The 12,120-nt window shown below is 69.3% G+C and carries 20 protein-coding genes; 8 read left to right on the top strand and 12 right to left on the bottom strand.

The annotated features are described in order from the left end of the window. The first annotated feature begins 523 nt into the window (after positions 1-523). From JT362_RS33305 to JT362_RS33295, 3 genes are read left to right on the top strand one after another with little or no spacing between them, the layout of a single operon-like run. Positions 524-940 carry an STAS domain-containing protein gene (locus JT362_RS33305; protein WP_260195882.1) on the top strand — a complete coding sequence of 139 codons (417 nt, stop codon included), beginning with the start codon at positions 524-526 and terminating at the stop codon, positions 938-940. A gap of 20 nt (positions 941-960) precedes the next feature. Further along, positions 961-1,677: a GAF and ANTAR domain-containing protein gene (locus JT362_RS33300; RefSeq protein WP_260195881.1), complete on the top strand. Its 717-nt coding sequence runs from the start codon at positions 961-963 to the stop codon at positions 1,675-1,677. 28 nt (positions 1,678-1,705) lie between these two features. Further along, on the top strand, positions 1,706-2,464 hold the full coding sequence (locus JT362_RS33295; RefSeq protein WP_260195879.1) for a GAF and ANTAR domain-containing protein: 759 nt from the start codon (positions 1,706-1,708) through the stop codon (positions 2,462-2,464). 52 nt (positions 2,465-2,516) lie between these two features. Here JT362_RS33295 and JT362_RS33290 read toward each other — a convergent pair whose 3' ends face one another. The 5 genes from JT362_RS33290 to JT362_RS33270 form a co-directional block, all read right to left on the bottom strand. Further along, the gene (locus JT362_RS33290) at positions 2,517-3,116 is read right to left on the bottom strand and encodes a GNAT family N-acetyltransferase (protein ID WP_260195878.1); all 600 of its coding nucleotides are present in this window, start codon (positions 3,114-3,116) and stop codon (positions 2,517-2,519) included. Between the two features lie 332 nt (positions 3,117-3,448). Continuing rightward, entirely contained in the window at positions 3,449-3,619 is a 171-nt protein-coding gene (locus JT362_RS33285) for a hypothetical protein (RefSeq protein WP_260195877.1), read from the bottom strand. 39 nt (positions 3,620-3,658) lie between these two features. Next, positions 3,659-4,201 carry a DUF5994 family protein gene (locus JT362_RS33280; RefSeq protein ID WP_260195876.1) on the bottom strand — a complete coding sequence of 181 codons (543 nt, stop codon included), beginning with the start codon at positions 4,199-4,201 and terminating at the stop codon, positions 3,659-3,661. Then, complete coding sequence (locus JT362_RS33275) at positions 4,198-5,232, bottom strand: fatty acid desaturase family protein (RefSeq protein WP_260195875.1); 1,035 nt, start codon at positions 5,230-5,232, stop codon at positions 4,198-4,200. Before JT362_RS33275 ends, JT362_RS33280 begins: the two co-directional genes overlap by 4 nt. 92 nt (positions 5,233-5,324) lie before the next feature. Further along, a complete protein-coding gene (locus JT362_RS33270) occupies positions 5,325-5,657 on the bottom strand; it encodes a hypothetical protein (RefSeq protein WP_260195874.1) in 333 nt (110 codons plus the stop codon). 208 nt (positions 5,658-5,865) lie between these two features. Between JT362_RS33270 and JT362_RS33265 the strand changes: the two genes are divergently transcribed. The 5 genes from JT362_RS33265 (at position 5,866) to JT362_RS33245 (ending at position 8,973) form a co-directional block, all read left to right on the top strand. Continuing rightward, positions 5,866-6,354: a hypothetical protein gene (locus tag JT362_RS33265; RefSeq protein ID WP_260195873.1), complete on the top strand. Its 489-nt coding sequence runs from the start codon at positions 5,866-5,868 to the stop codon at positions 6,352-6,354. A 48-nt stretch (positions 6,355-6,402) separates the two neighbouring features. Next, complete coding sequence (locus JT362_RS33260) at positions 6,403-7,101, top strand: GAF and ANTAR domain-containing protein (RefSeq protein WP_260195872.1); 699 nt, start codon at positions 6,403-6,405, stop codon at positions 7,099-7,101. Between the two features lie 4 nt (positions 7,102-7,105). After that, on the top strand, positions 7,106-7,921 hold the full coding sequence (locus JT362_RS33255) for a GAF and ANTAR domain-containing protein (protein WP_260195871.1): 816 nt from the start codon (positions 7,106-7,108) through the stop codon (positions 7,919-7,921). Between the two features lie 286 nt (positions 7,922-8,207). Continuing rightward, positions 8,208-8,363, top strand: a complete 156-nt coding sequence (locus JT362_RS33250; RefSeq protein WP_260195870.1) for a DUF6307 family protein — start codon at positions 8,208-8,210, stop codon at positions 8,361-8,363. Positions 8,364-8,574: 211 nt separating this feature from the next. After that, a complete protein-coding gene (locus tag JT362_RS33245) occupies positions 8,575-8,973 on the top strand; it encodes a DUF309 domain-containing protein (protein ID WP_260195869.1) in 399 nt (132 codons plus the stop codon). Between the two features lie 5 nt (positions 8,974-8,978). On the opposite strand, the gene JT362_RS33240 is transcribed toward JT362_RS33245, so the two are convergent. The 7 genes from JT362_RS33240 to JT362_RS33210 all read right to left on the bottom strand — a co-directional run bounded on the left by JT362_RS33240 (position 8,979) and on the right by JT362_RS33210 (position 12,113). After that, the gene (locus tag JT362_RS33240) at positions 8,979-9,548 is read right to left on the bottom strand and encodes an alkaline shock response membrane anchor protein AmaP (RefSeq protein ID WP_260195868.1); all 570 of its coding nucleotides are present in this window, start codon (positions 9,546-9,548) and stop codon (positions 8,979-8,981) included. Further along, complete coding sequence (locus tag JT362_RS33235) at positions 9,545-10,087, bottom strand: DUF6286 domain-containing protein (RefSeq protein ID WP_260195866.1); 543 nt, start codon at positions 10,085-10,087, stop codon at positions 9,545-9,547. The genes JT362_RS33240 and JT362_RS33235 overlap by 4 nt, the downstream gene beginning before the upstream one ends. After that, positions 10,084-10,452, bottom strand: coding sequence for an Asp23/Gls24 family envelope stress response protein (locus tag JT362_RS33230; RefSeq protein ID WP_260195865.1), 369 nt, complete (start codon positions 10,450-10,452; stop codon positions 10,084-10,086). Before JT362_RS33230 ends, JT362_RS33235 begins: the two co-directional genes overlap by 4 nt. A gap of 4 nt (positions 10,453-10,456) precedes the next feature. Then, a complete protein-coding gene (locus JT362_RS33225; RefSeq protein ID WP_260195864.1) occupies positions 10,457-10,639 on the bottom strand; it encodes a hypothetical protein in 183 nt (60 codons plus the stop codon). A gap of 116 nt (positions 10,640-10,755) precedes the next feature. Beyond that, complete coding sequence (locus JT362_RS33220; protein WP_260195863.1) at positions 10,756-11,262, bottom strand: Asp23/Gls24 family envelope stress response protein; 507 nt, start codon at positions 11,260-11,262, stop codon at positions 10,756-10,758. Between the two features lie 117 nt (positions 11,263-11,379). Next, the gene (locus JT362_RS33215; RefSeq protein WP_260195862.1) at positions 11,380-11,703 is read right to left on the bottom strand and encodes a hypothetical protein; all 324 of its coding nucleotides are present in this window, start codon (positions 11,701-11,703) and stop codon (positions 11,380-11,382) included. 8 nt (positions 11,704-11,711) lie between these two features. Beyond that, the gene (locus JT362_RS33210) at positions 11,712-12,113 is read right to left on the bottom strand and encodes an Asp23/Gls24 family envelope stress response protein (protein ID WP_260195861.1); all 402 of its coding nucleotides are present in this window, start codon (positions 12,111-12,113) and stop codon (positions 11,712-11,714) included. Between the last annotated feature and the right edge of the window lie 7 nt (positions 12,114-12,120).

The raw sequence follows: 12,120 nt of genomic DNA, 5'->3' as shown, positions 1-12,120 counted from the left end.
TTGGCGACGAACATGCCGAGCACGTCGACGCGTCAAGGAGATCGCGGGCGTCTTCTCCCGAACCGTTCCCACCTGACATTCGCGAGCGGCCTGCTTGGGCGTCCGTATCGCCACGCGACCGGGCGAAATGTGCTGCGACTGATCGTCGGCAGCGTCGCCAAGCGTTGTTGGGTGGCCGGGCGGCCTGAAAGGTGTTCGGCATCGCGGCCACGGGCGGGTTCTCCGACCTGTCCCACCTGGCTCATCGCCATCGTGGGATCGGTTGTCCCCGCTGGGAACCTGTGTCGCGCGACGTCTCCTGGGGTCCACTGTGAATATTCAGGGAACGATCTCCGCTAAAAGGGCGTAACATGTCATGGAGATGCCCGGGACCCCGGTTTGAGGACAGCCGACCGAGGGACTGACGCGTGGCACATGTTGATCAAACTCCGGCCGGACCCAGTACCGGTGTCCGTTGTAGTGGTGTTCCCACTGCGGTGAGCGGGCGTCGTCCCCTTTCACACCTTCACGACGGGAGAGTCTTGTGACCACGCCCATGGCGGTTTATCCGCCCGTCCAGCCACACCCGTACTCGGCTACTCAGCTGCTGACCATCACCGCGCATCCCGTCCCGCCCGCCGCGACCGTCCTCACGGTGCACGGCGAGGTGGACATGCTCACCAGCACACAGATGGCGGACCAGTTGCTCCCGCTCGTGCGGGACACCGTGCCGCACGTGATCGTCGACCTCACCGACGTGGGGTTCTTCGGAGTGGCCGGTCTCACCGTCCTCGTGGACGCCAGAGAACCGGCCGCGACGGCGGGTGTCACGCTCTGCCTGGTCGCGTCCACCCGCCCGGTGCTGATGCCCCTGGCGATCACCGGCCTCGACAGCGTGTTCCACATCAGCTCTGACCTCACCGACGCCCTGGTGCGTGCCGGTTGCGGACCGGACGGATAGCCGCCGTGCGTGGTCCCCGAGTGACCGAGATCCTGTCGACGATCGCCGAGAGCGGAGAGGGCACGCCGCCGGCCAGGTTGTGCGCGGAGTGCTTGGCGGCGTTGCCGGTCAGCGGTGTCGCGGTGGCGCTGATGACCGCCGACGGGCCCAGTGGGGTGGTGCTCGCGGCCACCGACGGGCGGGCCCGGCAGTTGGAGGAACTGCAGTTCGCTCTCGGTGAGGGGCCGTGCGCGGCGGCGTCCGGGAGCGGTCGCCCGGTGCTTCAGCCGGACCTCACGGCCGTCGGGTCGGCGCGGTGGTCGCGGTTCGACGCCGCAGCGCTCGCTGCCGGGGTGCGCGCCATCTTCGCGTTCCCGCTGCGGGTCGGCGCCATCCGAGTGGGTGTCCTGGACCTCTACCGCGACACCGCAGGACCGCTCACCGACCTCGACCTCGCCGACGCGCTGGCCTTCGCCGAAGCGGCCACCGTCATGGTGCTGCACCTGCAGGACCACGACGAGCACGGTGCGGCGAACGCCGCGCTCGACGGGCCGATCGACAGCCAGGCGGTGGTCCACCAAGCGACGGGGATGCTCACGATCCAACTCGGCATCGGCCTCGACGAGGCACTGCTGCGGCTGCGTGCGTACGCGTACGCTACCGGTCAGACGGTGTCGGTCGTCGCCGCCGACGTAGTCGATCGACGCCTGTCATTCGACGACAACGAGTCCGGCGCCACAGGGCAGGGCTGGTCGTGACCTCCAACGAGACACAGGCGGTGGGCTCATGACGAGCCGCGAACAACTCCTCGCCAGCACCTTCGTGAGCCTGGCCGACACCCTGGTGGCCGACTTCGACATCGTCGACTTCCTCCACACCCTGGCCACCCGAAGCGTCGAACTGCTCGACGCCGATGCCGCCGGGATCATGCTGGCCGACCAGCGGGGTGCCCTGCGTCTGATGGCCTCGTCCGCCGAGGAGGCCCGCCTGCTGGAACTCTACGAACTGCAGAACAACCAAGGCCCCTGCCTGGACTGCTTCAGGTCCGGGCGCCCCGTGGCCCGCGACGACCTGCCCGCGATGCGCACTTCGTGGCCCGCGTTCACCGACCAGTTGCAGGGCTTCGGGTTCCACTCCGCACAGGCACTCCCGATGCGCCTGCGCGCAGAGACCGTCGGCGCGCTGAACCTGTTCCGGCTCAAGCCCGGCCGACTCACCGACGCCGATCTGAGCATCGGTCAGGCCATGGCCGATGTCGCCACCGTCGGCCTGATCCAGGAACGCGCGATCGCCACCGGCGAACAACTCGCCACCCAACTGCAGACCGCCCTGAACAGCCGCGTCCAACTCGAACAAGCCAAAGGCGTCCTCGCCCAACGCGCCGGGCTGCACATGGACGAAGCTTTCCAGGTGATGCGCGCCTACGCCCGCGGCCACAACCGCCGCCTCAGCGACGTCGCCGCACAGATCATCGACGGAACGCTCGATGACGACCACGTTCGCAAGGGTTCGCGCACCCGACCCGGCGTGCCACCCCGGACATGACCGACCGGCTCGTCAGGCCAGGAACACCTCGCACCCGCTGACAGGCACCACGTCAGTGGTTGAGGCCGGGTGGGTGGTGGCCTTCGGGGGCTGCTCGGTCGAGGTCGGCCATGCGCAGGCGGTACACCTGCAGGTCGGCATCGAAGTACTTGGTGGTCTCACCGACCCAGTGCATGCCGTTGTTTCGGACCGTTGCGGCGGCGCGGGCGTTGCCGGGCCGGACGACGGCGAAGATCTCCTGGACGTCCTGGCTGAACGCCCAGGTGGCCAGGGCGTGGGTGGTTTCGGTGGCGTAGCCGTTGCCCCAGGTGTCGGGGTGGAGTTGCCAGCCGATCTCGAGGTCCTCGTTGCCGGGTGGCAGGGGGAGCAGGATGGCGCCGCCGATGACGCGGTCGTCGGTGTTGACCTGGATCGCCCATCGGCCCGCTGGCGCTGGCAACCGGGCGTCTTCGGCGATCCATTGCTGCAGCAGCAGCCGCATGGCCGGCAGGCTCGGAACGCGGTCCATGTCGGGGCTGAGCCAGCGGGTCACGTCGGCGTGCCCGTAGACGTCCAGCGCGGTCTGGGCGTCCGCGACGCGCCAGGGCCGCAACGTCAGCCTTTCGGTGGTGAGTTCCTTGGTGTTGGACGACGAATGCGAGGTCGTGCTCATGTCGGTGCTCTTCTTCGTGTCGTATCGATGGAGTGTTCGGGGTGGACCGTCAGTTGTCGCGTAGGCGAGTGCTGCGAGCAGGTCCCGTGACCAGTTGGGTGTGCGACACGAAGTTCCGTTGTCCTCGAGCCGAGGCCTAACAGGCCGAACCAGGGATCCGAACAGTGCCCCGGTGGTCAGCACCCTCCGCCACGCCCCGCTCGACCAGCATCGGGTCGACGCCGACGATCGTGACACCGCCCGAACCTGGAAGTCGTGGTCAATGAGGTGATCAGGGGGAGCCAACCACCCTCCGGCAATGTCGGGAGCGGCGTCGTCGGCTGAGGCCCGGTTCAGCGTGTGGACGGCCGCCTGAGGGTCTTGCGCCGGACGCCGCCGATCACGGCGGTTCCGATGAACAGGACGATGCCGACGATGCCCAGCCACAGCAGTCCCTCCATCGCGAAACCGATGATCGAGACGATGAGCCACACCGCCAGTAGTACGACTACGAGAATGAGCATGTCTGCCTCCACAGTGTGCGAGTTCCGCGAATTCGATTCCTATCGGGCTGAGCCTGGTGACGCGGCCGTGCGCCGGTCGGTGTTGTGGACGTAGCCGCCATCGGCCTCCCAGCGCTGCTCCGGTACCTGCTCGGCTCGGGTCGGGTCGGCAGGAGCCCCGGCGCCGTCCTGGGGCGGAACGCCGTTGCTGGCCAGGATGTCCGCGACGGTGGCGGTGCTGTCCGCGGCGGCCGCGGATCGCAGTACCGCCCTGGCGACGCCGCCTGGCGTGTGTGGCGGCACGACCAGCAGACTCACCCGGCGGGCGTTGGTCCCGATCGCGGTCACGGTGTGCGGGTCGATCGTGTGGAAGCCCTCGTACCGGATGACCTGGCCGTTCACGGTCTGCTTGCGGGGCGCCGGCTCCCAGCGGCCGAGGTTGTAGGCGATGCGGCCGACCGGACCGATCCAGGGGCGCAGTGCCGAGACCAGTTCGGGAAAGGCGGTTGTCGGATCGAGCGACTGTGGCCACCAGCCGCCGTCGACGCTGCCGGTGGCGGCACCGGTGGGTTTTATTTCGAGACGGGGTTCATGGCGTGTCATGCCGCCTTGGCCTCCTTGTGTCGGAGTGGGGCGCCTGCGTCGCGCAGGTGGTGTAGGACGTGCTGGTAGGAGCGCACGAGTCCGCATTGGGCGTAGTCGATGCGGTGGCGTGCGCAGAAGTCCTGGACAATCACCTGGGCCCGGCGCAGGTTGGGACGGGGCATGGTGGGGAACAGGTGGTGCTCGATCTGGTAGTTGAGTCCACCGAGGACGAAATCCACCCAGCGGCCGCCGTACACGTTGCGGGAGGTCAGGACCTGCTTGCGGAGGTAGTCGAGCTGGTGCCCGGGGGGCAGGGTCGGCATTCCCTTGTGGTTGGGCGCGAACGAGCATCCCATGTAGACTCCCCACAGGCCCTGGTGCACGGCGATGAACGCCAGCCCGGTCAGGGGCGACAGCACGGTGAACACGACGGTCAGGTAGCCGACCAGGTGCGCGATCAGCAGGCCGGCTTCAAGCCGGCGTGCTCGGCCGTCGCCGCGCCACACGTGTTTGATGCTCGACCAGTGCAGGTTCAGCCCTTCGAGCAGCAACAGCGGAAAGAACAGAGCGGCCTGGTGTCTGGCCATCCAGCGCAGGAGCCCGCGTTTGGTCCGTGCCTGGTCCCGGGTGAAGGCCAGCGCGGGGATGTGGAGATCCGGGTCGTCGTCCTCGTGGTTGGGGTTCGCGTGGTGCCGGGTGTGCTTGCCGACCCACCATTCGTAGCTGAGTCCGACGAGGCCGCCGTGCAGGTAGCCGACGGCGTCGTTGCCGTGGCGGCCGCGGAAGATCTGCTTGTGACCGGCGTCGTGCCCGATGAACGCCAGCTGGGTGAACATGACCGCGAAGAACACCGCCATGAGCAACTGCCACCACGAGTCGCCGATCGCCACGAACACCACCCAGCCGGCGGCGAACACAGCCAGGTTCCCCACGATCCTGGCCAGGTAGTAACCGCGCCGTCGCTCGAGCAGACCGGCGCCGCGAATCTCCCGCGACAACGTCGCGAAGTCACCGGCTTCGCTCCGGCGCTGGGAAGACACAGATGTCATCGGGCTCCGCACCTCCGGGGATACGTGCGAGTGTCGGATCGTCCCGAGCGCACGAAGCGACCGCCGGCGGTGCTGACAGGGAACACTCTCAGTCACCGCCTGCCGCCAACCGTGGTCGCCCAGGATCTCCGCCGGGATCTGGGGCAGCTCGTCCGTGGAGTTTCCCGGGGACCGTCGATCCAAACGTCGTCGGACGGCAGTCCCACGGCGGTGGTCAGGAGCGTGCCCGACGAGGACGACATGGCCGCCCCGGTGACAGGTCGCACGGTCAGGTGCGCCCGAACCCGGTCGATCATGACCTGGGCCTGGGCCGCGGTGAGCAGCCCCCGCTCGGTGGCGCACACGATGGCCGCGACCGTGCTCTGGTGGGGTTCGGCGACCCGCTCGAACCTCGTGGTGTCCGGGATCGGATCGATCTGTGCCATCGGGTGCCCCTCGGTTCGCTGACGTCATACCGGGGTCCCGGGCATCTATCCCCTTCATCGTACGCGCCCGGCTGGGGAATGCTCCCCCACCATCCGGTGGACTATCGCTCGATCGGGGGGAACCGGTGGTGTCCGGTAGGCGAGACCGACTCGGGCGCACGGCTCCGGCGTCACGAACTGGCGGTACACGACGCCACGGGTGCGGAGGGTGTCGGCCCGGGACGGCGACGACGCGGCGGTCGTCACCGGGTTCGGACCTGACGATGTCGGGCACGTCGTCAGGTCCGTGGATCTCGGCGAGCATCCGGTCGTGGAGTCCGGGGTCGGTTCGCCGGATCCCGCGCGCACAGAGCGCACCAGGGCGGTTGCCGCGTCGACCCGGTCGAGAATGGCCTGCACCTCCGGGCGCAGGGCCGCACCGGCCGGGCTGAGCGCGACCGTGCACCGGTCGCGCACTCCCACCATCACCCGCGTGGTCCTGGAACCCGCCGCGCGGAAAGTCGCGGGCTCCGCCGCCGACGCGCAGTCCGACGACATCGAGCTGTCGCGGGTTCCCGATGGCCCGTCCGGTCAGGTCTCGATTCTCCGCGAGGCGTTCGACGAGTACGCCTCACCGCTGGTGTGTCCTGATGGGACGGTCACCCGTTCGGTCCGGCGTCGTCGGAAAGACATCCGGTCGGCGAGAGGAGTATGGTGAATCGCCATATCCCGCCGCGGCGGGTCGCGTGTGCAGAAGGGCGGAGCGGTGAGCGCAGACCGGCGCGAGCACCTGCAAAACCTGCTCGCGGAATACGACAACGCGGCGGATCTGCTACGGGGAATCTGTGACCTGTGCGTGACGGAGGTGGCTGTCTCCGGTGCGCGAGCGCGGGTGCTGGGCGCCACGAGCGTGAACGGTGGGGGCGCGTTGGTCTATTCCTCCGACGAACTCGGTGTGCGGCTGGATGATCTCGCCGTCACCGTCGGCTTGGCGCCGTGCTTCGACGCGTTCGAACTGGGGCGTCCGGTGCTCGTTCCCTATCTGACCTCGGATAGCGGCCGCTGGCCCGGGTTCACCGCGGACGCGGTCACCGCGGGCGCTGCCGCGTTGTTCTCGTTCCCGCTGCAGGTCGGTGGGGTTCGGCTGGGCGTGCTGGAGATGCATCGGCGATCGGCCGGGCCGTTGACGCAAGCACAGCTGACCGACGCGCTCCTGCTCGCGGACGCGGCCACCGACACGATCTTCGACGACGTGCACGGGGTGGCGCTGTTGACGCTGTCCGGGCTGGTCGACATCCATGCCGAGGTGCACCAGGCGACCGGTATGGTCGCAGTGGACATGCGGGTGAGTTTGGCAGAGGCGCTGCTGCGTATACGGGGACACGCCTTCGCTCATCACAGGACACTGACCGAGGTCGCGAAGGAAATCATCGAGCGCCGGTTGCGGCTGGACGACGGGGAGTGACCAGTTGGAACGCGAACCACGAGCGACCCCCAGGAGCTCCGACACGGCCCGGCCCGTCGATTCCGGCGACGAGAGTGGCGCGACCGCGCCGAGGGAACAGCGGATCGGGCGGGCGTTCGTGAACCTCGCCGACACGATGGTCGACGATTTCGATCTCGCCGAGTTCCTGCACATGCTCGTCGACCACTGTGTGGACCTTCTCGACGTGGACGCCGCCGGCGTGTTGCTCTCCGACCAGCGCGGTGGGCTCCGGATGGCGGCCGCGTCCTCGGAGAAGTCCGAACTGCTCGAGGTGTTCGCCGCGGAAACCGCCGGTGGCCCCTGCGTGGAGTGCGTGCGGACCGGTGAAGTGGTGGCCAGCGCCGACCTGACCGCCGACGCTGACCGGTGGCCACGTTATGCCGCCGCGGCCGAGGCGTGCGGGTTTCGCGCCGTGCACGCTCTGCCGATGCGGCTGCGCCGCGACGTGATCGGTGCCCTGTCGCTGCTCAACGGCGAGCCTGACGGCATGCCCGTGGAGTCCAGTCAGCTCGGTCAAGCCCTCGCGGATGTCGCCACCATCGGCATCCTGCAGCAACGCTCCATCGACCATGCCGTCGTGCTCACCGAGCAACTGCAGACCGCCCTCAACTCCCGTGTCATCTTCGAGCAGGCCAAAGGCATGCTCGCCGCCCACAGCGGCACCATGACCCCGGAAGAGGTCTTCGCCGCCCTGCGCGGCTACGCCCGCTCGCACCATCACCGCCTCTCCGACCTCGCCCGGCAGGTCATCGACGGCACCGCCGACGTCGAGGCCATCACCGCACACGGGGCCTCCTGAAGCAGCCCGCCACGGCCCGAAGGACGACTACTCATGCGGCGAACCGCGTCGTACCGGACTTCGGCGGCCGGCAGAACTCGGAGTTCGGGGGAGCTTCGCGACGCTGTCGGCCTCTTGCCGGACTCGTTGACTCACAGCCGACTCTCAGCACATCGGTGGTGAGCGGGCGTATGCTCAGGGCATCGGAACCGATGACACCCACGTTCGAGGTGCTGGTTCCTCACCGGCCTCGCGCGGCGTCACCTCACTGGTTCGCCAGAAACGCGGCCGGCACAAGGAGAACACCATGAAGGAAATCGCGTTCATCTCCCGCTACGAGCGGCGGGTCGCTTTCGTACAGGACGTCCTCGCGAAGAACCAGACGATCGGTGACGACGTCGCCCGTGAGCTCGCCTTACAGGTCGTCTACGCCATCGACCACATTCCGGAGCCGACCCGCTGAACTCCCGTGCGCGGTCGATCGCCGGTCAGGCAACGTCGTGCGCCGGTGGAGAGAGCGGCGGGCGCCGCCCGCGACCCAGCTCGTCCCGCAGGCCGCTGTCGTCCAGTGTGAAAGCGTTGTGGCGCAAGGATCTGAGGTCAAGCAGGGTGGAGATGGTCTTTCGTTCACCTCGGGCACAAGGGCATACCCACTGTCGCGCCCGCGCAGGCAGGTGCTCAACTCCCGGAACGTCCGGGGCGTTCCGCGCCTCCCCGAAGGGGTCATCAGGACACCGGAGGACACGCTTCTGGAGGCGCAGCGGCTGCTCGACCTCGGCATGCCGTTCCACGCGCACGAAGTGTTGGAGGACGCCTGGAAGGCAGCACCCGAGGCGTCGCGTGCGCTGTGGAAGGGCCTGGCACAGCTGGCCGTTGGCGTCACACATGCCGCCCGCGGCAACCTTGCCGGCGCGGGCGCCCTGCTCACCCGCGGCGCCGACAACATCGAGCCCTACGAGGGCACGTCCGCCCACGGTGTCGATATCACGGCGTTGCTGCGATGGGGTCGTCACCATGCCGCCGCCATGGCGGACGGAACCGCCCAGGTGCCCGTCCTGTGCCTCCGGCGCTGAGCACTTCAGACGGTGCGGGCGCTGGGCTTGGTGGTGTAGCGGAACTCGAGGGTCATCGGCAGGGAGGTGAGGTCGAGTGCGCCGCACAGGCGGGGGAGGCCGTGGGTGTCGAGGCGGTGGCGGATGTCGGACAGGTCGGCGTCGTGTTCGGTGGTGACGACCACGGCGAGTGTGGGGGAGTGCTGGGGGCCGGTGAGGTCGGCGTGTGCGGCGTGAATGCCGGGATACGCGGTGACGTCGGCGGTGAACGGTGTGGTGGCGATGCGGGCGGCCAGTTCGGTGTGGCCGTGCTCGGGGTCGTCCTCGATGCGCCAGGTGTGGGTCCTGGGTTTCCTGACGAGCTGCGCGGCCAGCCAGCGCAGGCACAGCAGGGCCAGGAGGACGGCGACGGCCGCGACGGCGTACAGCACCCACGTGGGCGGGAGGTCGGTGCCGGGCACGAGGGTGGTGGCCGGGTCGACCGGCAGCATCCCGAGACTGGCGGCCATGGCGAGACCACCGCCGGTCACGAGCGTGACGCCGATGACCGCGAGCAGGCAGCGGTTGAGGCGGGCTGGGCGGCTCGTACTGGTCATGAGGTGCTCCTGGGGGCGACGACCCTGACCCGCACTGCCGGACGGGTGGCCGGGGAGATCTGGTCGAGCCGGTGCTCGACGGCGGCACGGACGGCCTCGGCCAACCCTTCGGGGGTAGTGCGGTGGGTGCGCACCACCGCGGTGACCGCTCGGCGGCGCAGTGTCAACCTCACCGCGGTGACACCGTCCACGGCGTTCGCCGCCGCACGCAGCGTGCCGCGCAGGCTCCGCCGGGACGCACCGGCGTCGATGGCCGCGCCGGTGTCCGTGGCGCGCAGGGGAATGACGGTGGGCCTGCCGGGCAGGATCGCGGTGAGCAGCAGGACGAGCCCGGTCAGCATGACGACGCCGGCGGCGATCGCGACGCCGAGGCTGTCCCAGCGTGTGGTGTGCGCCAGGTCGGCGATCGCCGCGTAGCTGATCAGCGGTCGCGTGCCGGCGAGCAGCTGGATCACGCTGATCGCGGTCAGTACGCACACGCTGAGCAGGGCCAGGGCGGTCACCGTGGCGGGGACGGTGCGGCGGGGCCTGCGCATCATCGGACTCGCCGTGGCCCTGGCTGGTTGAGGTAGAGGGCGACGACGGTGATGTCGACCCGCGTCACCACCAGTCCGGTCAGTTCGTGGAGCCGCCGGATCAGGTGGTCGCGAACCTGTTCGGTCGTGCGCGCCACCGATGCCGGGTAGGCGATCGAGAGCCGGACGTGCAGGGCCGCGGTCGTGTCGTCGACCGTTGCGCTCACCTGCGCGGAGCGTTTCTCGGGTGTCCCGTTGAGGGTCTCCCCGAGCAGCCAGTGCGCCGCGCCGCCCACGTCGGCGACCTCGGTGACAGCTTGGGTGGCGACGCGTTCGACGGCCTGGTCGGACAGGGTCGTCCGACCGCGGGGAGCGAGCGTGGCGGTCATGTCCTCAGCCCCGGTCCCGGCCGACGCCGGTCAGCTGCGACACGTCCAGCTTGCCGTCGAGTACCCGACCGACGAGGAGGCCCAGCGCGGCCAGGACGAGCACGATGAGGAAGGCACCGAAGCCACCGAACGCGCCGGCGAAACCCAGCGCCAGTCCGGCCATCAGTCCCAGGGTCGTGGCGTTCATCAGTTTTGTTCTCCTAGCTGAGGTCGACGGCGGGCCTGCCGCCGTCCAGGTCCGCGATGTCGCGGTGGCCTGGACAGCGGCGGCGATGCCTTCGGCGTCGGTCTCGACGCCGAGGGTCAGTGCACGCGAGTCGGTTCTGGCGTGCTGTCCTCGGTGCCGGGGATGTGGACGTCGCTGACGTGGATGTTGACCTCGACCACTTCCAGGCCGGTCATCCGCTCGATCGCGGTGATCACGTTGCGACGTACCGCCTTGGCCAGATCGGCGATGGAGACGCCGTACTCGACGAGGAGCTGCAGGTCGATCGCGGCCTGGGTCTCGCCGACCTCGACCGCCACCCCCTGCGCGGCGCTCGCGGTCGCGCCGGGAATCCGCTCCCTGAGGGCGCCGAACGCGCGGGACGCGCCGCCGCCGAGGTCGTACACGCCGTTGATCTCCCTGGTGGCGAGACTGGCGATCTTCTGTACCACGGTGTCGGCCACCGTCGTGGTGCCCTGCGATGTGGCCAGCGACGTGCCCTGGGAGGTGTTCGGCGACGTGGTGGTCCTCTCCGACGACGAGACGACGGAGGTGCTGCCTGCCGGCGTGTTCGAGTTGGCCGGGGGGCTGTGGGTAGCGGTCATGACGGCACTCCTGGTGTCCGGTGGAGGCCTCGCGAAGCGGATGCTGTCGCGTCGACGTCACACACTGGTAGGACACCGGCGGGCCGCCAACGTCACGGGTCCCGCGCGGATTTCTCCTCACTCCGGTGAGCCCTTTCCCGTGCCGAATGCCGCGCCGTCGATCTCGGTGATCTCCAGGCGCATGCGGGCGATGGGCAGACGCCGTGCGGCGACCACTGCCAGCAGCGCCTGTTCCGCCTGGCGCACGATGGGTGGCAGCGGCAGCCGGGTCGCCACGGCCCGGATCACCACGTCGCCGCCACCGGCACCGCGGATGACGTCGACGGCCAGGGCATCCCATTGCCACCCCAACGGAGAAGGCCCGGCCTGGGTGGCCGGACGCAGCCCAGGGATCTTCGCCACGGCGGCGACGAGGTCGCGGGCGAACTCAGTGGTGTTCATCGCCGGGGTCAGTCCCAGATGATGTCGAGGACGGACACGCCGACCTCGGCGACGGTGAGTCCGGTCGCCTCGGAGACCGCGCCCGCCACCGCACGCTGCAGCGCATGGCCCACCGCGGTGGCCTGGTCCTGTCCCGAGATCACCACGTCCACCTCCACCCGCACGGTGTCCGCCCGCACGAACTCGACCCGCGCGCCTTCTGTCGGCGCCGGTTCCAGTCCCTTGATCCGCTGACGAGCCGTGCGGACGACCGATCCGACCAACCCGGTCAGGCCCGGCTCCACCCGCAGCACACCGGGCACCGCGACGGCGGCGTGGACCGCGACGGCCGCGACGACCGAGGAGCTGACCACATACTCGAACAGCGGGGCACGGCCGGTGTCCCGGGCGTCACTTGTGCCCCTGTCCATCGTGTCC

It is taken from the genome of Actinophytocola gossypii (assembly GCF_025165815.1).
GTDB classification, from domain to species: domain Bacteria; phylum Actinomycetota; class Actinomycetes; order Mycobacteriales; family Pseudonocardiaceae; genus Actinophytocola; species Actinophytocola gossypii.
Note: the sequence above shows the minus strand (reverse complement) of the source record. Positions and strands in the feature narration are given on the sequence as shown.